At 64.1% G+C, this 25,033-nt stretch carries 26 protein-coding genes, 1 tRNA gene and 1 riboswitch; of the genes, 5 read left to right on the top strand and 22 right to left on the bottom strand.

What is annotated here, in order from left to right:
- Positions 1 to 58: 58 nt before the first annotated feature.
- The 10 genes from DDE20_RS15810 to DDE20_RS15855 all read right to left on the bottom strand — a co-directional run bounded on the left by DDE20_RS15810 (position 59) and on the right by DDE20_RS15855 (position 7,178).
- On the bottom strand, positions 59 to 1,291 hold the full coding sequence (locus DDE20_RS15810; protein ID WP_116559497.1) for an MFS transporter: 1,233 nt from the start codon (positions 1,289 to 1,291) through the stop codon (positions 59 to 61).
- Positions 1,292 to 2,174: 883 nt separating this feature from the next.
- Positions 2,175 to 2,375, bottom strand: a complete 201-nt coding sequence (locus tag DDE20_RS15815; protein ID WP_205961690.1) for a DNA gyrase inhibitor YacG — start codon at positions 2,373 to 2,375, stop codon at positions 2,175 to 2,177.
- On the bottom strand, positions 2,372 to 3,406 hold the full coding sequence (locus tag DDE20_RS15820) for a ribonuclease E/G (RefSeq protein WP_116559499.1): 1,035 nt from the start codon (positions 3,404 to 3,406) through the stop codon (positions 2,372 to 2,374). Before DDE20_RS15820 ends, DDE20_RS15815 begins: the two co-directional genes overlap by 4 nt.
- Positions 3,403 to 3,966: a Maf family protein gene (locus tag DDE20_RS15825; protein ID WP_116559500.1), complete on the bottom strand. Its 564-nt coding sequence runs from the start codon at positions 3,964 to 3,966 to the stop codon at positions 3,403 to 3,405. Before DDE20_RS15825 ends, DDE20_RS15820 begins: the two co-directional genes overlap by 4 nt.
- Positions 3,966 to 4,184: a translation initiation factor IF-1 gene (infA, locus tag DDE20_RS15830; RefSeq protein ID WP_116559501.1), complete on the bottom strand. Its 219-nt coding sequence runs from the start codon at positions 4,182 to 4,184 to the stop codon at positions 3,966 to 3,968. The genes DDE20_RS15825 and infA overlap by 1 nt, the downstream gene beginning before the upstream one ends.
- 77 nt (positions 4,185 to 4,261) lie before the next feature.
- Complete coding sequence (locus tag DDE20_RS15835; protein WP_420812373.1) at positions 4,262 to 5,173, bottom strand: carbon-nitrogen hydrolase family protein; 912 nt, start codon at positions 5,171 to 5,173, stop codon at positions 4,262 to 4,264.
- Positions 5,170 to 5,751, bottom strand: a complete 582-nt coding sequence (locus DDE20_RS15840; protein ID WP_116559502.1) for a GNAT family N-acetyltransferase — start codon at positions 5,749 to 5,751, stop codon at positions 5,170 to 5,172. The genes DDE20_RS15835 and DDE20_RS15840 overlap by 4 nt, the downstream gene beginning before the upstream one ends.
- Positions 5,748 to 6,155, bottom strand: a complete 408-nt coding sequence (locus tag DDE20_RS15845; RefSeq protein WP_116559503.1) for a ketosteroid isomerase-related protein — start codon at positions 6,153 to 6,155, stop codon at positions 5,748 to 5,750. The genes DDE20_RS15840 and DDE20_RS15845 overlap by 4 nt, the downstream gene beginning before the upstream one ends.
- 60 nt (positions 6,156 to 6,215) lie before the next feature.
- Positions 6,216 to 6,635: an arsenate-mycothiol transferase ArsC gene (locus DDE20_RS15850; protein WP_240608143.1), complete on the bottom strand. Its 420-nt coding sequence runs from the start codon at positions 6,633 to 6,635 to the stop codon at positions 6,216 to 6,218.
- Positions 6,636 to 6,698: 63 nt separating this feature from the next.
- Positions 6,699 to 7,178, bottom strand: coding sequence for a UPF0262 family protein (locus DDE20_RS15855; protein WP_116559505.1), 480 nt, complete (start codon positions 7,176 to 7,178; stop codon positions 6,699 to 6,701).
- 251 nt (positions 7,179 to 7,429) lie between these two features.
- Here DDE20_RS15855 and DDE20_RS15860 point away from each other — a divergent pair, with 251 nt between their 5' ends.
- A complete protein-coding gene (locus DDE20_RS15860; protein WP_116559506.1) occupies positions 7,430 to 8,635 on the top strand; it encodes an aminopeptidase P family protein in 1,206 nt (401 codons plus the stop codon).
- Between the two features lie 136 nt (positions 8,636 to 8,771).
- On the opposite strand, the gene hisD is transcribed toward DDE20_RS15860, so the two are convergent.
- The 3 genes from hisD to DDE20_RS15875 all read right to left on the bottom strand — a co-directional run bounded on the left by hisD (position 8,772) and on the right by DDE20_RS15875 (position 10,888).
- A complete protein-coding gene (hisD, locus tag DDE20_RS15865; RefSeq protein WP_116559507.1) occupies positions 8,772 to 10,079 on the bottom strand; it encodes a histidinol dehydrogenase in 1,308 nt (435 codons plus the stop codon).
- Positions 10,080 to 10,164: 85 nt separating this feature from the next.
- Positions 10,165 to 10,677 (bottom strand): DUF2948 family protein, encoded by a 513-nt coding sequence (locus DDE20_RS15870; RefSeq protein ID WP_116559508.1) that lies wholly within the window; start codon positions 10,675 to 10,677, stop codon positions 10,165 to 10,167.
- Positions 10,670 to 10,888 carry a hypothetical protein gene (locus tag DDE20_RS15875; RefSeq protein ID WP_116559509.1) on the bottom strand — a complete coding sequence of 73 codons (219 nt, stop codon included), beginning with the start codon at positions 10,886 to 10,888 and terminating at the stop codon, positions 10,670 to 10,672. The genes DDE20_RS15870 and DDE20_RS15875 overlap by 8 nt, the downstream gene beginning before the upstream one ends.
- A gap of 88 nt (positions 10,889 to 10,976) precedes the next feature.
- Between DDE20_RS15875 and DDE20_RS15880 the strand changes: the two genes are divergently transcribed.
- From DDE20_RS15880 to DDE20_RS15895, 4 genes are all read left to right on the top strand, one after another.
- A tRNA-Thr gene (locus DDE20_RS15880) sits at positions 10,977 to 11,051 on the top strand.
- Between the two features lie 105 nt (positions 11,052 to 11,156).
- Positions 11,157 to 11,370, top strand: a riboswitch (cobalamin riboswitch).
- Positions 11,371 to 11,573: 203 nt separating this feature from the next.
- Positions 11,574 to 12,356 carry an ABC transporter ATP-binding protein gene (locus DDE20_RS15885; RefSeq protein WP_116559543.1) on the top strand — a complete coding sequence of 261 codons (783 nt, stop codon included), beginning with the start codon at positions 11,574 to 11,576 and terminating at the stop codon, positions 12,354 to 12,356.
- Between the two features lie 12 nt (positions 12,357 to 12,368).
- Positions 12,369 to 13,304 (top strand): ABC transporter substrate-binding protein, encoded by a 936-nt coding sequence (locus tag DDE20_RS15890; RefSeq protein ID WP_116559510.1) that lies wholly within the window; start codon positions 12,369 to 12,371, stop codon positions 13,302 to 13,304.
- 6 nt (positions 13,305 to 13,310) lie between these two features.
- The gene (locus DDE20_RS15895) at positions 13,311 to 14,393 is read left to right on the top strand and encodes a FecCD family ABC transporter permease (protein ID WP_116559511.1); all 1,083 of its coding nucleotides are present in this window, start codon (positions 13,311 to 13,313) and stop codon (positions 14,391 to 14,393) included.
- A 41-nt stretch (positions 14,394 to 14,434) separates the two neighbouring features.
- On the opposite strand, the gene DDE20_RS15900 is transcribed toward DDE20_RS15895, so the two are convergent.
- The 9 genes from DDE20_RS15900 to DDE20_RS15940 form a co-directional block, all read right to left on the bottom strand.
- Complete coding sequence (locus DDE20_RS15900) at positions 14,435 to 16,000, bottom strand: hydantoinase B/oxoprolinase family protein (RefSeq protein ID WP_116559512.1); 1,566 nt, start codon at positions 15,998 to 16,000, stop codon at positions 14,435 to 14,437.
- On the bottom strand, positions 15,993 to 17,090 hold the full coding sequence (locus DDE20_RS15905; protein ID WP_116559513.1) for a M24 family metallopeptidase: 1,098 nt from the start codon (positions 17,088 to 17,090) through the stop codon (positions 15,993 to 15,995). Before DDE20_RS15905 ends, DDE20_RS15900 begins: the two co-directional genes overlap by 8 nt.
- 141 nt (positions 17,091 to 17,231) lie before the next feature.
- Complete coding sequence (locus DDE20_RS15910; RefSeq protein ID WP_116559514.1) at positions 17,232 to 18,884, bottom strand: hydantoinase B/oxoprolinase family protein; 1,653 nt, start codon at positions 18,882 to 18,884, stop codon at positions 17,232 to 17,234.
- A complete protein-coding gene (locus DDE20_RS15915; RefSeq protein ID WP_116559515.1) occupies positions 18,881 to 20,956 on the bottom strand; it encodes a hydantoinase/oxoprolinase family protein in 2,076 nt (691 codons plus the stop codon). The genes DDE20_RS15910 and DDE20_RS15915 overlap by 4 nt, the downstream gene beginning before the upstream one ends.
- 1 nt (position 20,957) lies before the next feature.
- The gene (locus DDE20_RS15920) at positions 20,958 to 21,440 is read right to left on the bottom strand and encodes a GAF domain-containing protein (protein ID WP_240608134.1); all 483 of its coding nucleotides are present in this window, start codon (positions 21,438 to 21,440) and stop codon (positions 20,958 to 20,960) included.
- The gene (locus tag DDE20_RS15925) at positions 21,437 to 22,234 is read right to left on the bottom strand and encodes an ABC transporter ATP-binding protein (RefSeq protein ID WP_116559517.1); all 798 of its coding nucleotides are present in this window, start codon (positions 22,232 to 22,234) and stop codon (positions 21,437 to 21,439) included. Before DDE20_RS15925 ends, DDE20_RS15920 begins: the two co-directional genes overlap by 4 nt.
- Positions 22,231 to 23,103 (bottom strand): ABC transporter ATP-binding protein, encoded by an 873-nt coding sequence (locus DDE20_RS15930; RefSeq protein WP_116559518.1) that lies wholly within the window; start codon positions 23,101 to 23,103, stop codon positions 22,231 to 22,233. The genes DDE20_RS15925 and DDE20_RS15930 overlap by 4 nt, the downstream gene beginning before the upstream one ends.
- Positions 23,100 to 23,933 (bottom strand): ABC transporter permease, encoded by an 834-nt coding sequence (locus DDE20_RS15935; protein ID WP_116559519.1) that lies wholly within the window; start codon positions 23,931 to 23,933, stop codon positions 23,100 to 23,102. Before DDE20_RS15935 ends, DDE20_RS15930 begins: the two co-directional genes overlap by 4 nt.
- Positions 23,930 to 24,958 (bottom strand): ABC transporter permease, encoded by a 1,029-nt coding sequence (locus tag DDE20_RS15940; protein WP_116559520.1) that lies wholly within the window; start codon positions 24,956 to 24,958, stop codon positions 23,930 to 23,932. Before DDE20_RS15940 ends, DDE20_RS15935 begins: the two co-directional genes overlap by 4 nt.
- Between the last annotated feature and the right edge of the window lie 75 nt (positions 24,959 to 25,033).

Raw genomic sequence — 25,033 nt, forward strand, 5'->3', positions numbered from 1 at the left:
TGTATCTCCCAGCCACTTTGATAGGAAACCTGCGCCGCCAGCGAAACCCCGAAACCCGTTAGCCGCCGCCCTCTGCCTTTGCGTCACGCAGCAAAAACCGCGCCGCCAGTGCCGCAAGCAGTGAAGCGAGGGCGAAATAGAGCGCAATCGCCCAGCCTTGGCGCGCGAAATCAATGCCCTGGTCGATGATCACCCCGGTCAGCCCCGGTCCGATCGCCGAGCCGAGCACGCTGACCGCCGCCATCATCGCCCGGATCGAGCCGAGGTTGCGGGTGCCGTAAGCCTCGGCCCAGATCGTCGTGCCCAGCGTGTTGTTCATCCCCGCCGAGGCGCCCATGCAGATCATCCCCAGCGCGCCGGTCCATGACGAAGGGGCCAGCGCGAAGATGATGAAACCGGCGGCATTGGGCAGCAGATACACCGGCATCAGCCGCGCCGAGCCAAAGCGGTCGACCATCCAGCCCGCGACCTGCAAGAACACCACCGCCGACACGGTGAACACCGGGAACAGCGCCACCAGAACCGCATGGCTCCAGTCTTTGACCTCGGCCAGATGCACCTGATGAAAGAAGAACGCCGTGCCCCAAGCCGGCGGGCCGATCAGCGCCGGCACCATCAGCCAATAAAACGGATGGCGCAGCGCCTCGAGCCGCGTCCAGTTGCGCCCCTGCATGCCCTGGCTGCCCTCATCGGTGGTGAAACTCTGCGGCGTGCGCTCGTTGCGCAGCAGCACAAATAGCACCGGCGCCAGACAGAGCAGCACCAGCGCCGAGGAAATCCACAGGTTGCGCCAGGCGACGAAGCCCAGCAGCGCCACGAAACTCAGCGGCAAGAGCGACTCGCCCAGTGAAATCCCCAGTCCAGCGATACCAATGGCGCGCCCGCGCGTGGCGATGAACCAGCGCGACATCGCCACCATCGCGGTATGGCTCATCAGCCCCTGCCCGAAGAGCCGCAGGAAAAACACCGCCAGCGCCAGCATCCACAGCGAGGAGGCCATGGCCATCGCCAGAGCCGCCGCAGAAAGCCCGACAATCACCATCGGCCCGAGATTGCGCACGCGGATACGGTCGGTCAGCGTGCCCGCGAACACCATGACCACCGCCGAGGCCATGGTGGCAGCGGCATAGAGCCCGCCCCAAGCGCCATGCGAGAGGCCGAAATCCGCACGAATATTGCCCGCGAAGACCGAGATGAAAAACGTCTGGCCAAAGCTCGACAGGAAGGTCAGCAGCATCCCCGCGCCCAGCCAGAGGGCGTTGCTGCGGATAAAGGCGAGAAGGCCGCTCATCGCAGGGGACGCCCGCAAAGGGGACGGGGGGCGGGGCCGGCGCATGGGGCGCATTGGGGGCGTGTGTTGAACATGTTCACAAAGGATCAGAACCCCGCGCCCGAGGCAAGTGGCCTGATCGCCCCGCAGCCAATCCCGAGGCCCCTCAAGCACAGGGGCGGGTCCGAGGGTGGATCGACGATGCGCGGCATGGCGTTCGGGTATTGGAACCGGATCAACCGCAGCGAGGAACGATGCGCAAAGGGTCGCGCCCGACACTGGGTGGGCGCCCTGCCCTTGCCACGAGGCGGAGCATGTCAAAGCAGCAATGTCGGGTGAGCAGCGAAGGACATCGCCAATGCGCCCTCCCATGGGGAGGGTCGGGCGCGGCCCGGCGGTGCCGCCGGGCGTGGCGGTGGAACGGGGCTGCACGGGATTACTTCCTGCTTATGAAAGCCGACGGATCAATAATGGCTGGGAACAATGCACATAGGGTCGCGCCCGGCCCTGGGTGGGCGCCCTGCCCTTGCTACGAAGCGTTGCGCTCGAAAGCAGGGATGTCGGTTGAGCAGCTTATGCCACCGCCAATGCGCCCTCCCATGGGGAGGGTCGGGCGCGGCCCGGGGTGGCCCCGGGCGTGACGGTTGAACAGGGCTGCGCGGAATTACTCCCTGTCTTTGTAACCCAACAGACCAACTATGGCGGGGAACAAAGCACAAAGGGTCGCGCCCGACACTGGGTGGGCGCCCTGCCCTTGTCACGAGGCGGAGCACGTCAAAGCGGCAATGTCGGATGTGCGACGACCATCATCGCCAACGCGCCCTCCCAGGGGGAGGGTCGGGCGCGGCCCGGCGGGGCCGCCGGGCGTAGGGGTGGAACCGGGACGCTTAATGCCGACAGAGTGTCAGTCCTGCGGATCGCGTGGATCGTGTTCGGGGATTTCTCCTTCGGCCTCGCCATCCGGCCCCGGGATCACGTAATCCCCGCGCAGCCAGCGCGCCAGATCGACATCCGCGCAGCGTTTCGAGCAAAACGGCTTATGCGCATCCACCGCCGCTTTCCCGCAATTCGGGCAGCGCGGCGCTTTCGTCGCGGGCGCGCTCATTGCGCCAGCCATGATTTCACCGGCACGCGGTCGCGCTTGCGGGTCAGTTCAAAATTGCCCAGCGGTGTCCAGCCCGCCAAATTCGCCTCGCCGGGATCATCGCGGAAGGCTTTGCCCAGAACCTGCTCGATCACATGCCGGTCGCGTTTGGGGAAGGGCGCAAGGTCGACGACCACGATGCCGCCCAATCCGCGCAGCCGCAATTGCCGGGGCAGATCGCGGGCGGCGGCGAGATTGGCCTTGAGACCGGCGGCGGGCGAGGTATCCGTGCCGGTATTCACATCCACCGCCACCAGCGCGCGGGTCGGTTCGATGCTCATCGAGGCACCACCACCCAGCGGCGCCTGCGCAAGCGCCAGAGCTTCGATCTGGTCCAAAGCGCCCGAGTGATCGAGCGCCTCCTCGCTGGTGTCGACCTCATCGACATCACCCCAGTCTCGCCAGGCCAATTCATGCGGGCCGGGCGCGTCGACCAGAAGTTCCGGCACGCCTTTGACATCGGCCAGAACCGCTTCGGCCAAGGCGCGCATCTGGGCGATATCCTCGGCGATTTCTTCCGCCTCGACCGCCTCGCAGGCCGAGCGCAGGATCAGCCCGAGGCTGTCATCGGCCCCTGCCATCCCACCATTGGCCAAAGCCTCAAGCTCGTCGCGCAGCTCAGTGTCGCGGATCGCGCGCGAGACGTTGCGGCCCGGCGCGCCGGGGGTGACGATGGCGTAGCGGCTCTTGAACAGGAGCCGCAGCACCAAGGGGATCGCCTTGCCGTCCTCGGCCACGCCCGAGACCTGCACCAGAATGCTTTGTCCCGGCGCCAGCCCTTTGGGTTGACGCAGGAACCCGCGCTGCCCCTCGGGCAGATCAACAAACACCCCGCCCAGCCCTTTGACTGGACGCCCGACGGTGCCGCGCAGGATCGCACCCGGCGCGAGCCCGTCGAATTCCAGCGCCAGATCGTCAAGCTGCCCGTCGACCATCATCGCGGCAACCTCGCGCTCGCCGATATGGCCCAGCGCAATGACCCGTCCCTTCATACCCGATACCCCGCAGCGGTTAGGAGATTGGCGGTCTCGGCCAAGGGCAGGCCGACAACCGCGCTGAACGAGCCCGAGATCCACGGGATCAAGGCGCCGGCACGGCCCTGAATGCCGTAGCCACCGGCCTTGCCGCGCCATTCTTCGGAGTGCAGATAGGCGTTCAACTCATCATCCGAGAGACGCTTCATCTTCACCGCCGTGACCACTTCGCGGGTCCAGATGCGCGCGCCGCATTTCACCGCCACAGCGGTGATCACCGAATGCCGCCGCCCGCCCAGTTTGAGCAGGAATTCGGCGGCCTCGGCGGCGTTTTCGGGTTTGCCCAGTATGCGGCGGCCCAGCGCCACGGTGGTGTCGGCGCAAAGCACGACCTCACCCTCGGCGGCGGGGATCGCCTGCACCTTCTCCAAGGCCATGCGCGCGCAATAGGGGCGCGGCAGTTCGGCCTTGCGAGGGGTCTCGTCAATGTCAGCGGGGCGGATGTCGTCCGGAACGATGCCGATCTGCGCCAGCAGTTCCAGCCGGCGCGGGCTGGCAGAGCCCAATATCAGGCGCATCACTTAAAGCGATAATTGATCCGGCCCTTGGTCAGATCATAGGGCGTCATTTCAACTTGCACGCGGTCACCCGTAAGGACGCGAATCCGGTTCTTACGCATTTTACCTGCCGTATGGGCGATAATTTCATGGCCATTTTCCAACTCGACCCGAAACGTCGCATTCGGCAGGAGCTCGCGCACGACACCGGGGAATTCGAGCAGTTCTTCCTTGGCCATGTTCACTCCAACACTTTTCCACCCGCTAAAGTTACGGGCGAGCATTAAATGCGCCTTTGTTGGCAAAAGTTCAAGGTTTAACTTGTTGTGATCACTTGAATGGGACGCGAGAGCCGCGCGGACTGCTCGGGCCAGTGTTGTAAGGTCAAAACGCCCCCTTTGGCGCGGGTCTGGCGGATGCGCGCGCGCGACACCTGCGCGAGGGTCCAGCCCGGTGCATCCATCTCGCCCTCGGCCAGCACGCCGTTGGCCGGCCAGCCGATATCGGGCGGCCCGTAGATCGCCGCGCGGCCGGTGTTTTCCTCAACGCCTGCGCACCACGGCGCGGTGCCGATCAGCGGCGCTTGCACCACCACGCATTGGTTCTCCAACGCCCGCGCCATCGAACCGACGCGCACGCGGGTGAAACCGGCCTCGGTTTCGGTGCAGCTTGGCGCCAGCAGGATCTCGACCCCCGCCTCGGCGAGGGCGCGTGACAAGAGCGGGAACTCGCTATCATAGCAGATCACCACCCCCAGCCGCCCGATTGGCGTGTCGAAGACTGCCAAACCGTCGCGTCCGGCGGTGACATCCCAATCGTCGCGCTCGAAGGGCGTCATGATCTGCTTGTCCTGATGCCCGATCACCCCCTGCGGCCCGTAAAGCACCGCGCGGTTGACCGGCCTCTTACCCGTGAACACCGGCCCCGAAGCACCCAGAATATAGACCCCGTGTTCCGCCGCGAGACCGGCGAGCACCTCATCCACCTGTGGTGCGTGGCGCGCGACTTCTGAGAGTGCGCCCTGCAGATCGGCGGCAACCTCGGCACCGCCCAAACTGGCCAGTTCCATCGCGCCGTATTCGGGGAAGACCAGAAGGTCCGCCCCCTGCCCTGCGGCTCCGGCCACCCAGTCGCGCAGTTTACCGGCGTAATCGTCAAAGCTGTGGCACCAGTCCAGCGGATAGGCGGCGGCGGCAATTGTGATCGGATCAGGGGACATCTCGCTCATAGCTTACGCATCCAGACTTGCAGCGGTTTCAATGTGTCTTGCGCCGCGCCAAGGTCTTTCCAGCCGAACTGCGCCACCGCGCCTGCCAAGGGCGCATAGCCACGCGCGCGCCAGAAGCCGTCAAGCGGGCGATAACCGGCAGGGCGTGCGGGATGATCCTCGGGCCGCTGCACCGCACAGAATGCGACATATCCACGGCCCATTTCGCACGCATGCGCCTCGCGGATGTCAAAAAACCGATGTCCGACGCCCTGCCCGCGAAATTCTGGCAGCAGCACGGATTCGGCGCAATAGAATATGTCTGACATATCCAAGCCACGCCCCGCGAAGGCCTCGGCGAATTCATCGGCATGGTCTTCCATCGGCGTGCCGGTGGCGGCGCCGACCAGCCGCGCGCCGTCAAAGGCACCGGCGACGATCGCCCGCGGGTTGTCGCGGTAGGGTTCCAGATACCGGCGCTCATAGGCGATATCGCCATCATAGAGATACGGCCAGTCACGAAACACCGCGATGCGCAAGCGCGCCAGATCCTCCAGAGCCTCGTCCAGCGCAGGGCCGGTCAGCGCCGCGACCTTCATGCCGAGACCTGAGCCATCCAGTCGCGCAGGTTGTAATAAGTCGTCACCCGCGAGATCAGCCCGTCCTTGAGGGTGAAAAACGCCCCCGCCGGTAACTTATAGGTCTGGCCGCGCGCTTCGGGCAGGCCCGGATCGGTTTTCAGATAGGTGCCATTGACGGTGAATTCCGCCGCCCCGCGCGTGCCGCTCTCATCGGTGAAAATCACCATATCGGTGAGGTTCTCTTTGTAGGTCTCGCTCATATGGGCGCTGAACTCGGCGAACGCTTGCTTGCCGGGGCGCGCGTCGCCTTCATTGGCGTAATGGATAAAATCCTCATGCAGGCAATCGCTCATCGCCGCCACATCACCGGCGTTGAAGGCGTCATAATAGCTTTGCAAAATCTGACGGGCAGCGAGGGTCATGGGCTACTCCTGAGCTTGAGATGGCGCCCGGGGCGATCCCCTTGACGGCGCGAGACGGGTTTATTCCTTACTGGCGGGGGCGTCATCCTCGGCCAGCGGCGGGCCGAAACGGTCGATCATCCGCGTGGCGATCTGGTCGCGGGTCTGGCGGTAGCTCTGCAGCTTGTCGCTGCGGCTTTCGCCCAGACCGGTGGGGTCCATGATCGGCCAGTATTCGACCTCGATATGGGCATAGCGGGTCAATTCCTGCGCCGCCCGCTGGCTGGCCGGCGAGAGCGCCACCACCAGATCAAAGCTGGACAGATCATCGCCCCATTCGACCATCTCGCGAAAGCTGCGCGAGCGGTGGCGCGACAGTTCCACCCCCATCTCAGCGCTGACCGCAATGGCGAAACCATCCACATCGAGATCACCGCGCACCCCGGCGGATTGCACATAGCAGCGCTGGCCGTAGAGTTTTTTCATCAACCCCTCGGCCATTGGCGAACGCACCGAGTTATGGTCGCAGCAAAACAGCACGGATTGAGGAAACAGAGGCACGGATTAGGAACCCCGATTGAGGACACTGATCAGGGTGAACAACCGCCGCGCCGTATCCAGATCAATCTCGGCCTTCCGCTCGAGCCGCTCTTGCAGGATATTGGCACCCTCGTTGTGAATCCCGCGCCGCGCCATATCTATGGTCTCGATCTGGCTTGGCGGCAGGTTTTTCACCGCGTCGAAATAGCTGGCGCAAATCTGGTCGTAATCCTTGATCACCTGCCGGAACGGCCCCAGCGAGAGGTGGAACTCGGCGACCTTCTCCTTGTTCTCGCGGGCGATATCGACCACCAGCCGCCGATCGCGGATCGCCAGCAGCAGCCGATACGGCCCCTGCGGGACCACGCCCCCGTCGCGGGCAGGCAGCGCGAAACTGTTGTCCTCCAGCAGATCGAACACCGCAACCCGGCGCTCTTGCTCCATCTCGGGCGAGGGCGAGGTCAGACCGGTATCGTCGATCTCGATATGGCAGATGCGATTCATCAAAGCGGCCTTCCTGCGTGCTCCACAACTGATGCCTGACCAATTTCGCGGGATCAAGCTACGATTGTCGCCATTCGCCTGCGGAAATTCTTGCGCGAATCCATCTGCTGGATTATCGCCGAAGCAGAGCAAGTGGTGATGGCGTCGCCACACGGAGCGATCCGTTGCTCGCGGCAGTCACCGCTTTCTCCTGAACGCCGGGATCTTTTCGGGGGTCTCGCCATGCCGGGCCCCTCTATGGAGGTCTGACCATGACACAACGTCCCGCCTATTACCGCCTGCATCAGGGTGCGCGCATCCTGCCCTTCGCCGCCGACGAATACGACGCCCGCCTGAAAGGGTTGCGCGCGATCATGGAGGCCCAGGGCGTCGAATCCTGCGTCTTCACCTCGATGCATAATATCGCCTATTATTCGGGCTTTCTCTATTGCGCCTTTGGCCGCCCCTACGGGCTGGTGGTCACCGCCACCGATAGCGTCACGATCAGCGCCGGAATTGACGCGGGCCAGCCCTGGCGGCGCTGCCACGGCGACAATATCACCTATACCGACTGGGCGCGTGATAATTACTGGCGCGCGATCCTCTCGGTGACCGGCGAGGGCAAGACCATCGGCTTTGAGGGCGATCACCTGACCCTGCTGCAATCGGGCAAACTCGACGCCTTCCTCAAACCCGCCCGGCGCGTCGATATCGCCGAGGCGACGATGCGCCAGCGGATGCATAAATCCCCCGCCGAGATCGCCCTGATCCGCGCCGGTGCCAATACCGCCGATGTCGGCGGCTATGCGATCCGCGAGGCGATCGAAGTCGGCGCCCGCGAGATCGACATCGCCATGGCCGGTCGCAACGCGATGGAGCGCGAGATCGCCCGCCGCTTCCCCGAGGCCGAATACCGCGACACCTGGGTCTGGTTCCAATCCGGCATCAACACCGATGGCGCGCATAATCCGGTGACCGCGCGGCGGCTCGAGACCGGCGATATCCTCTCGCTCAACACCTTCCCGATGATCTCGGGCTATTACACCGCGCTTGAACGCACGCTGTTTGTGCGCGAGGTCGACGCGGCCTCGCTGAAAATCTGGGAGGCCAATGTCGCGGCGCATGAATACGGCATCAGCCTGTTGCAACCCGGCGCCAGCTGCGCCGAGATCACCGCCAAGATCAACGCCTTCTTCGAGGACCGCGACCTCCTGCAATACCGCACCTTCGGCTACGGCCATTCCTTCGGCGTGCTCAGCCATTATTATGGCCGCGAGGCGGGGCTGGAACTGCGCGAGGATATCGACACCGTGCTCGAACCCGGCATGGTGATCTCGATGGAGCCGATGCTGACCATCCCCGAGGGCCAGCCCGGCGCCGGCGGCTACCGCGAGCATGATATTCTGGTGATCCATGAGGGCGGCAACGAGAATATCACCGCCTACCCCTACGGCCCCGGCTTCAACGTCGTCGGCTGACCTTCACGCCCTCAAACGTCGCACCCTCCCCCCACTTTATGCGATAAATATCCTCCGGGGGGAGGCCGCAGGCCGGCGGGGGTGGAACCCCCCCGGCGGTGCGAAGGGGCTCGATGCCCCTGAGCACCGCCCCTCCTCAGGTTTTATCGTTCAACGCATCGAGCCGCGCGCGCACGCTCAAGCCATGCGCCTGCAGGCTCTCGGACTGCGCGAGGATCTCGGCGGCGGGTCCAATCGCCGCCAGCGCCGCCGGGGTCATATGCGCCAGCGTGGTGCGTTTCATGAAATCGAGCACATTGAGCCCCGAGGAAAACCGTGCCGAACGCGCCGTCGGCAGCACATGGTTCGGCCCGCCGATATAATCGCCGATCGCTTCCGGCGTCCAATGGCCCAAAAACACCGCCCCTGCATGGGTGATATCTTCCAGCAGCGCCTCGGGATCCTCGACGCAAAGCTCCAGATGCTCGGGCGCGAACCGGTCCGAGAGCGCCGCCGCCTGCGCCAGATCACGCGCGACAATCACGATCCCGTTGTCGCGCCAGCTGGCACCGGCAATCGCGCGGCGTTCCAGCACCTCAAGCTGCCGGTCCACCGCGGCACAGACCGCATCCGCCTCGGCTTGCGAGGTGGTGATCAGGATCGACTGCGCGCTTTCGTCATGTTCCGCCTGCGACAGCAGGTCCAGCGCGATCCACTCGGCATCACCCGTGCCATCCCCGATCACCAAGATTTCGCTGGGACCGGCGATCATATCAATGCCGACCTTGCCAAACACCCGCCGTTTTGCCGCCGCGACAAAGGCGTTGCCCGGGCCGGTGATCTTATCCACCGGCGCGATGGTCTCGGTGCCGTAAGCCATCGCCGCAATCGCCTGTGCGCCGCCGATCCTATAGATGGTATCCACGCCCGAGAGCCGCGCCGCCAGCAAGACCAGCGGGTTGACCACCCCGTCCGGCATCGGCGCGCAGATCACCAGACGTTCGACCCCCGCCACCTGCGCCGGAATCGCGTTCATCAGCACCGAGGACGGATAGCTTGCCAGCCCGCCCGGCACATAGAGCCCCGCCGCCGAGACCGCCGACCAGCGCCAGCCCAATGACGCGCCGGTGTCGTCAGTCCAGTGCGCATCCTCGGGGCGCTGACGCTCGTGGTAGGCGCGGATACGGGTGGCGGCGAGTTCCAGCGCCGCGCGCTCCGCCTCTGGCACCTGCGCGCAGGCGGCGTCGATCTCGGCCTCCGAGAATGCCAATGTCTGAGGGGTCAATTCCAGCCGGTCGAATTTGGCGGTCAGTTCCAGCACCGCCGCATCGCCGCGCGCGCGCACATCGGCAATGATCGCGGCGACGGTGTCATCGACCTCGGGGCTGTCTTCGCGCTTCATGCCCAAAAGCGCGGTCAGACGCGCGTCGAAATCCGGCGCCGAAGTCTCGAGGAAATGCGGCATCACGGGGCTCCTTGCCTGTCAAATCTGCTGGCCTGTCTCTTCTGCGGGTGGGTTAACGGCTCGCCCGGCTGCGGTCAACGCGCGCTCAGTCGTTATGCTGCGGCGCCTTGCCCGAAGGGGCCATATAGGGCCGCGTCACATCGCTGAGTTCGACCTCAAGGCATTCCACCGTCAGCGACAGCGCCCCGTCGCCGGCAAAGGTCAGCAGCACTCGCCCCGGTCCGGCGGGTTCCCCCTCGGACGCCTCGGCTGTATCCTCGGGCGCGCTTTCGGGCTCATAAGCCAGCGCCAGCAGCGACAGCACCGTGTCACTGTCACGGGTCAGCCCCTGATGCTGCACCCCGCCCACATCCGCGAAATCCAGCACGCAGCGCACCCGCTCGAATCGCCGCCCCGAGGCCGCCGCCCGGTCGCGGTCTTCCCAGCGAAACCGGTTGAGCAGCAGCGAAAACCGCCGCTGTGCGCGGTCGAATCGCATATCGGCACCGGTCAGCACCGCATCCTGCAGCAGTGCCGAAATAATCTGCAAATCCCTGTCGTCGCGAGCGATCAACCGCAGCGGCTGCTCGACCCCATCCTCGAAGCGTGCATCAGACATCGTCATTTCCCTTGTCATCGCGCGCCTCACCGCGACCTGTGTCGCGTGCTTTGGCCTGCGCTTTGCGCCTTGCTATATTGGCTTTCAACGCCGCTTTGATCCGCGCTTCACGGGCGTGATCGCCCTTGGTGCCCTTCACCGCCTTGACGCGTCGCGCGCTCAAATCAGCGGTCTCGGCACCTGCGTTTGTGGCTGGTTTTTCCTGTGTCATGGCGCCTCTCTTAGCCTAGAGTGAAAAAACCGTCTATAGAGGGCTTGCACGCCCCGCGCTTTGGGGCTAATCAGCCGCCGACGACGATGCTGTGGTAGCTCAGTGGTAGAGCACACCCTTGGTAAGGGTGAGGTCGAGAGTTCAATCCTCTCTCACAGCACCATCGTTCTCCCCCTTTCCGCAGCCCCATGTGACCAGCCCCGTGCCGGTAGTTCTTGCGTCCGCCTATAGCCGCCCGTGTCGCAGCTTGACGCAGTGATGCAAATCTTCCACAACAGCCGCGATGGTTTCCAGCCGCTCCGGCGGTTGGGATGAAATGGGAATACGGTGAGGTCGCGATCAACGCGCCAAAGCCGGAACTGCCCCCGCAACTGTGAGCGGTGAGTGACCCCGATGAATACCACTGAGCCCGAGGGGCTTGGGAAGGTGCGGGGGAACGCTGATCCGCGAGTCAGGAGACCTGCCATCAGCGGCACCAATAGGTGTCGTTATTGCAACCCAATCCAGACGGGGTGTCTGGCAGGAGGTCATGATGGCGACACGGAACTCCCCGTGCCTTGAGACTAATCGACCCTGCGCCCCGCTGTATCGCGGAGGGCGATATGCACATCGATGCAAGACGCAGGACGACCCGAGACTTCACCACCGCCGGAGCCTTTAACCCGCCGCAACGCGAATGCACGCGATGAGCGCCGCAGCGCTTGAGGTGCGCGAGGTCAGCTGGGCGCCGCGCAAATCCACGCAACCGGTGTTGCACCCGACCAGCTTCGAGGTCGGCGCGGGGCGCATACTCGGTGTCGTCGGCCCCAATGGCGCGGGGAAATCGACGCTCTTGCGGCTCTTGTACCGGTTCCAGAAACCCACCACCGGCACAGTGCGGATCAACGGACAGGACATCTGGGCGATGCCCGCACAGGTGGCGGCGCGGCAGGTCGCGGCGGTGTTGCAGGAACAGGCCGCCGCATTTGGCCTGAGCGTGCGCGAGATTGTCCGGCTGGGCCGCACCCCGCACCGTGCGCATTTCGCCGCCAATGGCGCCGAGGATGAGGCGGTGGTCGCGCGTGTGCTCGACCGGCTCAACCTGAATGCGCTCACCGCGCGCGATTTCGGCACCCTCTCGGGCGGCGAGCGGCAGCGGGTGATGGTGGCCCGCGCGCTGGCGCAGGAGCCGCAAATCCTGATCCTTGACGAGCCGACCAACCATCTCGATGTGCGCCACCAGCTCGAGGTGGTCTCGCTGATCCAGACCCTCGGCCTGACCATCGTCGTCTCGCTGCATGATCTGAACATGGCGATCGGCATTTGCGACGATATTCTGGTGCTCAAAGACGGGCACCCGCAGGGCTTTGGCCCGCCGCAAACCCTGCTCACCGATACGCTGGTGTCGCGCACCTTCCATGTCGATGCCCGCCGCCGCCATCTGGCGCCCTGCGGCACCGCGCATTTCTCTTTTGCCCTGCCAAACTGAACGGAACACCCGATGAAAACCGCCATTCTCACCCTCGCGGCGCTGCTTGCCGCCAGCCCCGCCCTCGCGCAAACCACGGTGCAAAGCTGCGATCGGCAGGTCACATTTGACGCCCCGCCGCAGGCTGCAATTGCCAATGATATCAACCTGATCGAGATGATGCTGGTGCTTGGACTGACCGATCATATGGTCGGCTATACCGGCGTTTCCGGCTGGGTCAAACTTGACGCAGAGATCGCCGCGGGGGTCGAGGAACTGCCCGAACTCTCGTCGCATTACCCCTCACGCGAGGTGCTGATCGGCGCCGATGCGGATTTCTATTTCGCCGGTTGGAACTATGGCATGCGGGTCGGCGGCGAGGTGACGCCCGAGACGCTGGCGCCCTTTGGCATTCAGGTCTACGAATTGACCGAAAGCTGCATCCATATCGGCGACAAAGACCCCGCGTCTATCGCGGATCTCTACAACGATCTGCGCAATCTGGCGGCGATCTTCAACGTGCCGGAACGCGCCGAGGCGCTGATCGCGGGCTATCAAGCCGAGCTTGCAACGTTCCTTGAAACCCTGCCCGCGCTGGATCATGCGCCGCGGGTTTTCGTCTATGACAGCGGCGAGGATGTGCCCTTCACCGCCGGACGCTACGCGATGCCCAATGCGCTGATCGAAGCGGCGGGCGGGGTGAATATTCTCGACGATATCGAGGGCAGCTGGACCACGGTCGGCTGGGAAGCGGTGGTCGAGCGCAACCCCGAAGTGATCGTGATCATCGACTATGGCGAGGTCTCGGCCGAGGACAAACAGGCGTTTATCGCCACGCATCCCGCCTTTGCCGAGATCGACGCGGTGCGCAACAACCGCTTTGTGGTGCTCGATTACGTCGAGGCCACGCCCGGCCCGCGCAATATCCGCGCGGTGATGACCCTCGCCGAGGCGTTTCGCGGTGAGTAAGCCGCGATGAAGGACGCCCCTATCAGCAGCGCAGAACCGGCGCCACCTCCCGTCGCACCGCCAAGACGCGGGCGTCGCCTGCCGGTCTGGGCGATCGCGGTTTCGGGCGTGGCGGTCCTGCTGGTCTCGCTGTCGCTGGCGGTCAGCGTCGGCGCGGTGTCAATCCCGCTGGCCACGGTCTGGAGCATCCTGATCAACAAGATCGCGCCGGAGACATTGGCCCGCGATTGGTCGGTCGGGCGCGAGGCAATCGTCTGGGACATCCGCTTTCCGCGCGCGATATTGGCCTGTTTTGTCGGCGCCGGTCTGGCGATTGTCGGCGCCTCTTTGCAAGCCGTCACCCGCAACCCTTTGGCCGATCCGCACCTTCTGGGCATCTCGGCGGGCGGCGCGTTCGGTGCGATCCTGGCAATGCTGCACACCGGCCTGTTTTTGGGCCTCCTGACCGTGCCGCTGTTTGCCTTTCTCGGCGCATTGGGGGCGACGGTGCTGGTGCTCTCGGTGTCGCAGATCGCCTCGGCGACCAGCGCCGACCGGTTGGTTCTGGCCGGAGTCGCGGTGTCCTTCATCGTGATGTCGGTGGCTAATGTGTTGATTTTCCTCGGCGATCCGCGTGCCACCCATACGGTGGTGTTCTGGATGCTGGGCGGGCTTGGCCTCGCGCACTGGGACCAACTGCTCTATCCGGCGGCGGCGCTCACGCTCTGCGGCGGCTATCTATGGATGAACGCGGGGCGGCTCAACGCGATGACCATCGGCGACGAGACCGCCACGACGCTGGGCATCCCCGTGGCGCGGTTTCGCCTAACCGTGTTCGCGGTTGGCGCGCTGATCACCGGCGTGATGGTGGCGTTTTCGGGGATCATCGGCTTTGTTGGCTTGATGATCCCGCATATTGTGCGGTTGCTGACCGGCGGCGATTACCGGCGGCTCCTGCCGGTCTCGGCGCTTTGCGGGGCGGTGTTTCTGGTCTGGGCCGATATCATCGCGCGCATGATCATGGCGCCGGACGATATGCCGATCGGGATTGTCACCGGCTTGATCGGCGGGGTGTTTTTCGTCTGGCTTTTGCGGCGGCGCATCGGCTGAGCGGCGGGGCGGCAGGGGTCTCCCCGCCGCCCCCGCTGGCCTCAGGCGCTCGGCACTCTCGCCCGCGCATTGCCGCCCTGTGCGGTGGCGACGGTGAATTCATCGCCCGCCTGCAGGGTCAATTTGCTGACGAATGTCGGCTGCGCCTCGGGCGTGCCGTCACGGGTCAGGGTCAGGCTGTTGCAGCCGCCCTCAGTCGCGCCCGGCAGCGCCCAGACCGGCACCACACCATGCGAGAACCCCGAGGACATCACCCCGCGTCCGCGCATCCGGTAACGCGTCTGCACCCCGCGCCCGCCACTGTGTTCACCTTCGACGCGCTGCACCGGGCCGAGCGTTTTCTCAATCACTTCAAACCCGTAGCGCGCTTCGGCCACCTCAATCGGGCAGTTGAAGGTGTCGCCGTGGTTGGTCGAGAACATCGCGTCATTGCCCGCGCGCTCCGGCGTCGCGCCCCAGCCGCCCATCTGCGGCTCGACCATCGTATAGCGGCGACCGGTGTCGGGATGTTCACCGGCAATCACCACGCCAAAGATCGAGGCAAAGCTGCCCGCCGGCAGATCCGCGCCCGCCTGTTCGGCCAGCCCGCGCCAGAGCATATCGATCAACCGGATGCGGGTCTCGAAGTAATAGCCATGCGCCGCGTCTTCGCTGGGATCAAAGATCGAGCCGGGGCGGGTGATCACCTTGAGCGGCGCGAAGGAGCCCGCATTGGCATAGCGCTCGGGGTCGGTCAGCGCCTTGAACAGGATCTGGCAGGCGACCAGCGCGCCGTCATGACAGGTGTTATAGGGGCCTTCGGTCTGGTCCGGTGCCGCGCGCAGATCGACGGTGAAGGCGTCATCGCTGATGGTGATGCTGGCGCGCCATGTGCTGCCGTCATCCTGCGCTTGGGCGACGTCAAATGTGCCCTTGGGCAGCGCTGCCAGCCCCTTTTTCGCCCGCGCCAGACCGGTCGCCTGCGCATCCGCAATCGCCTCGCGCAGCACCTCGGCGCCGTAACGCGCGCAGAGCCCGCGGATCAACCGCGCGGCGCGACGACCGGCCGAGACCTGCGCCCAGAGATCGCCGGTGACGAAATCGGGCAGCCGCGAGTTGGTCGAGATGATATCCGCCACCGCGTCATTGCGCTCACCCTTGGAGAACAGCCGCACAATCGGCAACCGCAGCCCCTCGGCGATGATGCCGGTCACATCGGTGGCCATCGAGCCCGGCGTGCTGCCGCCGATATCGCCCCAATGGGCAATCGAGGCGACCCAGGCGATCACCTCGCCACCGTAAAACACCGGCTCGGCGACCACCACATCGTTGAGATGGGTGACGCCGCCGAAATTCGGGTCGTTGGTGAGGAAGACATCGCCCTCATGGATATCATCGCCCTGTTTGGCGAGGATCGCGGTCACCGATTTGTCCAGCACGCCGACAAATGACGGGATGCCCGCGCCCGAGCTGACCAGCGAGCCATCGGCGGCGGTGACACCGGTGCCGACGTCCAAAACCTCATAGATGATCGGGCTCATCGCGGTCTTTCGCAAAACCTCGAACATCTCTTCGGCAGCGGAATCGAGCGCGGCTTGCACCACCGAGAGGGTGAATTGATCACGCATGGATCTGCTCCACATCGCGCGGCAGATCGGACAGGATCTCCGGTCCGTCTTCGCGCAGGATCACGATATCTTCCAAGCGGATGCCAAAGCGGCCCGGCAGATAGATCCCCGGCTCGATCGAGAACACCATGCCCTCTTGCAGCACGGTCTGTGAGCTGGCGGTGATATAGGGCGGTTCATGGACCTCAACGCCCATGCCGTGGCCGGTGCGGTGGACAAAATACTCGCCGTAACCGGCCTCCGTGATCACCCCGCGCGCGGCATCATCGACCTCATGCGCCTTGACGCCGGGACGGGCCGCTTTAAGCGCCGCTTGCACCGCACGTTCCACCACCGCATGAACCTCGGCGTAGCCCTCCGGCCCGTCGCCAATCAGCGCCATGCGGGTGATATCCGAGGAATAGCCCTCGGACGCCGCGCCGATATCCATCACTACCGCATCGCCGGATTTCAGCACCGTCTCGCCGGTGTGGTGATGCGGAAAGGCGCCATTGGGACCAGCGCCGACGATGTTGAACAGTGGTTTCGCGCCGCTCCCCGCAAAGCTGCTGCGGATGATAGTCGCAACCTCGGTTTCGGTCATGCCCGGGCGCATCGCCGCCCATGCCGCGCGCATCGCTGTGTCGGCGAGTTGGGCGTTGCGCTTGAGGGCGGCGTATTCATCCGCGCCCTTGCACATCCGCAGCGCCCCCACGGTGTCGATGGTGAAACGCCGCGCCGCTTGCGGCAGCGCATCGGTGATCAGCGCCGCGTGATCGGCGCGCATGGTTTCATCGAGCACCAAAGACGTCGCCTCACCCGCACCCAACTCGCCCAGCGCCTGTGTCAGCGCCGCCGCGGGGCCGGTGTCGTCGGACCATGTGAAAAACGGCAAATCCGTCTGTGTGCGCACGCTTTCCGCCTCGAGCGCGGGCATCAGGAACGCCGCGCCATTACCCGAGACCAACGCCAGACAGGGGCGCTCATCGGCATGGGGGGTGACGCCCAAGAGCCACGCCAGATGCGCGCCGGGGGCCAAGACCACCAGATCGGTCTTGGTGTCGTTCATCCGTGCGCGCAATGCGGCTAGCCGGTCTTGTGCCTGTGTCATATCTCTCTCCTCACCCGGCCCCGCGCCGTGAGCCACCCGAAAGCGGGCCAGACCAGCGGCAGCCGATAATCTCGTTTCATTCGCGGCATGGTGCGGGGCGGTCGGCGGATTTGACCCGCGGCCACCGCCCCGCACCTGCTGTTACAACGCTAGCCCATGCACCTCTTTGGCGCGCTCGGGGCTGATCAACCCGTTTTTGATGTCACGGTGCACCGCTTCGGGATCGCGGTCCTTGGGATCGCCGTAGCCCGCGCCGCTGGAGGTGATCACGCGGATCACATCATCGGTGGTCAGGTCGAGGCCGGAGACAAAGCTATAGGTCTCTTGGCCGCCATCCGCCTTGACCACTTCGACGAAATTGCCCGAACCCTCCTTGCCGCCTTCCAGCGGCCACGGCTTGATTTTCGAGCGCGTATACCCCGCTGTCAGGAACCCGTTCTTGGTGCGGATACGGTATTCCAGCACCAGCCCGCGCCCACCGTTATACTTGCCCTCGCCCCCCGGTGCGGTGTTCAGCGCCATACGGTCGACGAAGAGCCCGTTGCGCGCCTCGGAAATCTCGGCGGGGGTGTTATAGGTCTCGCCGTGGAAGCCCGAGAAGATGCAGGGGTTGCCGTCGCGCCCGTCCCATGCGCCCCAGCCACCGATCTGCGGCTCGACGATGGTGTATTGGCGGCCGGTGTCGGGGTGGATACCGCCGATGAACGTGCCGCAGATCGAGCTGAAGTGACCGGCAGGCAGACGCTCGGGGATATGCGGTGCAAGGCAGCGCCAGATCAGATCGTAAACCCGCACTTCGGTTTCGAAGTAGAAGCCGATGGCCGAGCCTTCGCGCGCATCAAAGATCGAGCCCTCGCGGGTCAGCACCTTGAGCGGCCGGAAACTGCCGTCATTGGCCGGCGTGTCGGGATCGGTCAGGGATTTGAACACCATCTGCGCGCAGATCATCGTGCCATCGCGGCAGGCGTTGGTCGGGCCGGTGTCCTGATCGGGGTTATCGCGCAGATCGACGAGGAATTCATCGGCGCTGATCGTGACCTTGACGTTATAGACCCGCCCGTCGTCCTGTTCCTCGGACAATTCAAACGTGCCGTGGGGCAGTTTGGCGAGTTCGGCGCGGGCCGCTTTCTCGCCGAAATCCATGAAGTGATCCATCGCCACAAGGAAGGTCGCGGTGCCGTATTTCGCCGCCAGCCCCTCGAGCCTGCGCGCGCCTACCCGCACCGCCGCAATCGCCGCCCAGACGTCACCCTTGAGGAAATCGGGCATCCGGCTGTTGGTGGTGATGATATCCATCACCGCCTGATCAGTCTCGCCCTCGCGGACGATTTTCACCGCCGGAAGCCGCAGCCCCTCTTGGAAAATCTCGGTCGCCTCGCCCGACAAAGACCCCGGCGCCATGCCGCCGACATCCGAGTTATGGGCGATATTCGCGGTCCATGCGATGATCTTGCCATCTGCAAACACCGGCATCGCCAGCACCAGATCGTTGAGATGCGTCACTCCGCCGTGCCACGGATCATTGGTGATGAACACATCACCGGGCCGGATGTTATCGCCATGTTTTTTCAGGATAAACTGCACCGATTTATCCAGCACGCCGATAAACGCCGGTATCCCCGCCCCCGAGGAGGCAATCCGCCCGACCGCGTCGGTGATGCCGGTGCCCATGTCCAACACCTCATAGATGATCGAGGACATGGCGGTTTTGCGCATCGCCGCGAACATCTCGTCCGAGGCGGCCTGTAGCGAGTTCTGGATGATCTCCAGCGTGATCGGGTCATTCATGCTCATGACTGCCCTCCCACATGGATATGGGTGTTGCGGTAGGCGTCGATTTCCACCTTGTTGCCGGGGTGGATGACAATCGTGGTGCCCGGATCCTCGATGATCGCGGGGCCGTCGAAGGCCATGCCCGGTGCCAGCTTGGTGCCGTCGTAAATGTCGGCCACATGCTTGCCCTCAAGCGCGTAATCCACCTGCCGCTGGCCCTTATGCGCGGGGCTGGCATCGGCGTCGCCCAAGGGCGCAGGTTTGAGTTCCAGCTTGCCGACCTCGGCGCGGGCGACCAGATGGATGCCGACCATCTCGACCGGCGCATCCAGCCGGTAGGTGTATTCGCGCTCATAGGCCTCGTGGAAATCGCGGGTGATCTGGCCGAGTTCCGCGTCCGAGACCGTGCCATTGAGCAGCACTTCGGTGGTGTGCTCCTGGTTCTGGTAGCGCAGCTTGCCGTAGCGCAGGAAATTCACCTCCGACGGGTCAACGCCCTCGGCCTCGAAGGTGGCGCGGGCGGTGGCTTCGGCCTCGGCAAAGATCGCCTCGATATTCGCCCCTGCCCCGTCGTTCAGATCGACCAGTTGGGTGACGAAATAATCACGCCGCAGATCCGACATCATCATCCCGAAGGCCGAGAACACCGAGGCCGCAGCGGGCACCACGACCTTCTTGACCTGCAACTCCTGCCCCAAGGCCACCGCATGCATCGCGCCACCGCCGCCAAAGGCCAGCAGGGTGAAATCGCGGGTGTCATGGCCACGGTTGAGGCTGACCAGTTTCAGCGCATTGACCATATTGTTGTTGGCAATCCGCACGATGCCCTGCGCCGCCTCGTCAACGCCGACGCCCAGATCATCGCCCACCGCCTTTAGCGCGGCCTCGGTGGCTTTCATATCCGCCTCGACCTCGCCGCCGCAGAAATAATCGCGATTGATCCGTCCCAGCCAGAGATTGGCGTCGGTGGTGGTCGCCTTGCTGCCGCCCTTGCCGTAGGCCGCCGGACCGGGCAAAGCGCCTGCCGATTGTGGGCCGACATGTAGTTTCTTAAAGTCATCGACCCAAGCGATCGAGCCGCCACCGTTGCCGATTTCGACCAGATCAACCACTGGCACCATGATCGGATAGCCGGCGGATTTGCCGCTGCGCTCGATCCAGTAGTCGGTCATGATCCGCACTTCGCCGTCTTCAATGAGCGAGCATTTCGCGGTGGTGCCGCCGATATCGAGCGCCAGAATGTTCTTCTCGCCGATCAGCTTGCCCAGTTCCGCAGCCCCCCAGAACCCCGAGGCAGGACCGCTTTCGACCATATTGATCGGCACCTGCGAGGTCGCCTCAAGGCTGTCAACGCCGCAGTTTGACTGCATGATATAGGGGCTTTTCGCCAGACCCTGCGCCTTCAAACCCGCATCCAGCTTGCCCAGATAGCGTGCCGCGACGGGCTGCACATAGGCCGACAAAGCGGTGGTATTGGTGCGCTCGTATTCGCGCCATTCGCGGGTGATCTGGTGCGAGGCGACGACCGAAACCTCGGGCCAGAGGCGGCGCACTTCGTCAACCACGGCCAATTCATGCGCGGTATTGGCATAGGCATGCAGCAGGCAGATCGCCACCGCCTCGACGCCCTCGGCGCGGAAATGGTCAAGGATCGCAGGCACGCCGGACAGGTCCAAAGCCGCGCGCTCTTCGCCGCGATAGGTCATCCGGCCGGGCACCTCGGCGCGCAGATGGCGGGCGACGAACACCTCGGGCTTTTCGTAATGCAGGTTGAAGAAATCGGGTCGGTTGCCGCGCGCGATCTCCAACACATCGCGAAAGCCTTCGGTGGTGATCAGCCCGACCTTTACGCCCTTGCGCTCGGTCAAAGCGTTGATCACCACGGTGGTGCCATGGGCCATGAAGCTGACGCTTTCAGGCTCGATCCCGCCCTTTTTCAGCACATTCAGCACGCCCTCTTCAAAGTTCGGCGGCGTGGTGTCGGATTTGGCGGTGACGATATCAATCGTGCCATCGGCGCGGGTTTCGAACCCCACAAGGTCGGTGAATGTGCCGCCGACATCGGTCGCCACGCGGCGGGTGCTATCTGCCATGTCAGGCTCCTTGGTTGAATTTTTCATGCAGCAGGAAGGCCAGCGCCCCCGGCAATTTCAGCGCATTCGCTGCCTCGATCCGCTCTTGCGTGTAATAGCCCGCGTCGTGCAGACAGTTCAGCGTGCCGATCACCTGCCCGTCGATGGTCACCGGCACATTGATGCAGCTTTCGCAGCCCAGCGAGCGGATCAATTCATGGTCAGGAAAGGCGGCTTTGATCTCTTCGTAGGAGTTCAGCACAAAGGTCTGGTGCTGGCCCTCGACGATATCGGCCCAGCGATCCTTGGCGCGGGGCTTCTCACCCGACACCGGATAAGCCTCGGGCATATTAGAGTAATTCCGGCGCACCACATCACGCTCACGGTCGATCACCAGCGTGGTGAACAGTTTCACCCCGATGGTCTCATCGACCAATTTGGCGAGCGCTTCGAATGTCTGGTCGGGTTGGCCCTTGGCGGCCACGGCCTGCATGAAATCCATCATGTCCCTTTCGCAAGTCTGTTTCTGAGGTCCAATTCGGCATCATCCACCACCGGCACGGCGCCAATCAGGCTGCGCGTATAGGGGTGTTTGGGTGCCGTGAAGATTTGCGCGGTCTCGCCCAATTCGACCAATTGGCCGGATTTGAACACCGCCACCCGATCGGCCACATTGCGTACAACGGCCAGATCATGGGTGATGAAAATATAGGTCAATTTCTTGCGCGTGCGCAGGTCATTGAGCAGCCGCAGCACCCGCGCCTGCACCAGCACATCCAGCGCCGAAGTCGGCTCGTCCAGCACCACCAACTCGGGATCGCAGGCCAGCGCGCGGGCAATCCCCACCCGCTGGCGCTGCCCGCCCGAAAGCGCCGAGGGCGCGCGGTGACGCATCTCGCGCGGCAATCCGACCTCTTCGAGCGCGTCCTCGACCTTGGCCCAGCGCTGCGCGCGTTCGCCGATCTGATAGGTGTCCAGCCCCAGCCGCACCGAGGCGCCGATGCTGCGCTTGGCGTTCAGCGACGACAGCGGGTTTTGCTGCACAAACTGGATCGCGCGGCGGTGGCTGGCGCGGCGTTTGGCGGGGAGTTCAGTGCCGTCAAAACGGATGCTGCCCGAGGTCGGCGACAGAATGCCGAGGAGCATATTCGCCAGCGTGGTCTTGCCCGAGCCGCTTTCGCCGACCACCGCCAGACATTCGCCACGCTCGACCGCAAAGCTGATATCGCGCACCGCATGCACCATGCCACCGGCGACCGAGAAGCTTTTGCTCAGATTATCAACGGTTAACAGGCTCATGCCGCACCTCTGTCATGGCGCACCATCGGCGCGAGGAAAGCGTCCGAAACTTCGGGGACTTCGGGCAGACCGGCGCCGGTGATCCGCGGCACTGCATCCATCAGCGCGCGGGTATAGGCGTGGCCGGGGTTGTGAAATACCGAGGCCGTCGGGCCTTCCTCGACGATATTGCCGCGGTAGATCACATAAACGCGGTCGGCAAATTCGCGCACCACGCCAAGGTTATGCGAGATGAACAGCACCGCGGTGCCGTGCTTCTCGACCAGATCATGCATCAACCGCAGGGTCTGCGCCTGCACCGAGACATCCAGCGCCGTCCCCGGCTCATCGGCGAGCAATAGTTTCGGATGATTGACCAGCGCCATCGCAATCATCACCCGCTGGTTCATCCCGCCCGACAGCTGGAACGGGTAGTTTTCCAGTATGCGGTCGGGGTTGGGGATCGAAACCTCAGTCAGCATCTCGATGGCGCGGGCATCGCAGGCGGCGCGGCTCAGCTTGGGATCGCGGCGGCGCATCACCTCGGCGAACTGGTTGCCAATGGTGAAAGTCGGGTTGAGCGAGGAGGTCGGGTCTTGAAAGATCATCGACATCTCGGTGCCGCGCAGCTTGGCACGGTCGCGCGGGCGCATCGTGTTAATCTCCGCGCCGTCAAAACCGACCTTGCCCGAGACCCGCGCGCTGCGGGTTTCTTGCAACAATCCCAGCACGATACGCGCGATCACCGATTTTCCCGAGCCGCTTTCGCCGACCAGCGCCACGCGCTCTCCGGCGGCAATCGACAGGGAGATGCCGTGCAACACATCAGTGATCCCGCGCAGCCCTTTGAACGACAATCTCAGGTCTTGGATATCGAGAAGCGTGCTCATTCCTCGGCCCCCAATACTTCGCGCAGCCCGTCGCCCAGCAGGTTGAACCCGAACACCGCCAGGAGGATCGCGAGGCCGGGAAACACCGTCATCCACCAGCTATCGGGCAGGTAACGCGCGCCCTCGGCGACCATCGAGCCAAGGTCCGGCGTCGGCGGTTGCACACCCAAGCCCAGAAAGGACAGCGACGAGGCGATGATGATCACAAAGCCCATATCCAGCGTCATTTTGGTGATGATCGCGGGCAGGCAATTGGGCAGAATTTCGCGCAGGGTGATATGGGTGGTGGAGGCGCCGATGACCTCGGCGGCCAGCACATAGCCCTCTTCACGCTCGGACCGCGCGATCGAATAGACCAGCCGCGCATACCACGGCCACCACATCACGGTGACCGCGATCATCGCGTTGGTCAACGTCGGCTCCAAGACGCCCAGCACCGCAATTGCCAGCACCAAGGGCGGGATCGACAGGAACACATCAACGATGCGCATCAAGACCGCTTCGGTCCAGCCGCCGAGATACCCCGCCAGCAGGCCAACGATGGTGCCAATCGGCGTCGCGATGATCAGCACCACCACGCCCAGCACCAGCGAGATGCGGAAAGCGTAGAGAATGCGGCTGAAGATATCGCGGCCGACCAGATCGGTGCCCATCCAGTTGCGCGACGAGGGCGCGCTATTGGCAAAGGCGAAATCAATCACCGCCGAATTATGCGTCGGAAACGGCGCGATCCACGGCGCGAAAGTGGCGGCCAGCACGATCATCAGCACAAGGATCAGGCCGACCAGCGACAGCGGGTTAGAGGCGATAATGCGCAGGGCACGGGTCATGAGGAGGCCCTCGTCGAATGGCGGATGCGGGGGTTGAGAAAGGCGATCAGCAGATCGACCAGGATATTCACCACCAAGAAGGTCAGCGCGATGATCAACACCGTGCCCATGATCGCGTTCAGGTCCTTGCGCAGGATCACCGCGACGCCGTAGCGGCTGAGACCCGGCCAGGCAAACACCGCCTCGACCAGAAACGCATTGCCCAGCATCGCCGCGAAATCGAGGCCGATGATGGTTAGCGACGGAATCATCGACGGCTTGAACGCATAGCGTTTGGCGATCCGCGACGGAAAGAAACCGAAGGCCTGCGCCATCTCGATATAGGGTTTGTCATAGGTCTCGATCATATTGGCACGGGTCAGCCGCGCCGCCTGCCCGATCCCCGACAGCGACAGCGCCACCGAGGGCAGCACCAGATGCGAAAGCGCGTCGAGAAAGGCGCTGAAATTCCCCGCGATCAGCGTGTCGATGGTGAGGAAACCGGTCACCGTGGCAATGTCGAAACTGTCGCCCAGCCGCCCCGCCACCGGAAACAGCGGCAGGTAGAAGGCAAACAGCAGCATCAGGATCACTGCCCAGACGAAGCTCGGCGCCGAGACGGTCAGCAGGGTCAGCACGCGGATCACATGGTCCGGCCAACGCCCGCGATGGCGCGCAGCAAGGATGCCCAAGGGCAGGCCCAGCCCGACCATCAGGATACCGGCAAAGATCACCAGCTCCAGCGTCGCGGGCAGGAACTGCACGATATCGGTGGTCACCGGCCGGTTGGTATAGAGCGACTGCCCCAGATCCCCGCGCAGCACATCACTGACGAAATAGCCGTATTGCGCGAATATTGACTCGTCGAGATGCATCTCGGCGCGCAGATTGGCGACCTGTTCAGCGGAGGCATTCGGGCCCAGCGCAATCCGCGCCGGATCACCGGGAATGACGCGGGCGATGGCGAAAATCAGCATCGACACGCCGATCAGCACGATCACAGAAATACCGAGCCGTCTTAGCAAAATGCGCAGGACAGAGGACATGGGATCAATCCGGGTAAGTGATATTCAGATGCGGTTCGGGCCAGCAGCCAGCCCGAACCAAAGGCGACACCGGGC

Source organism: Pararhodobacter oceanensis (genome assembly GCF_003076755.1).
Classification (GTDB): Bacteria; Pseudomonadota; Alphaproteobacteria; order Rhodobacterales; family Rhodobacteraceae; genus Pararhodobacter; species Pararhodobacter oceanensis.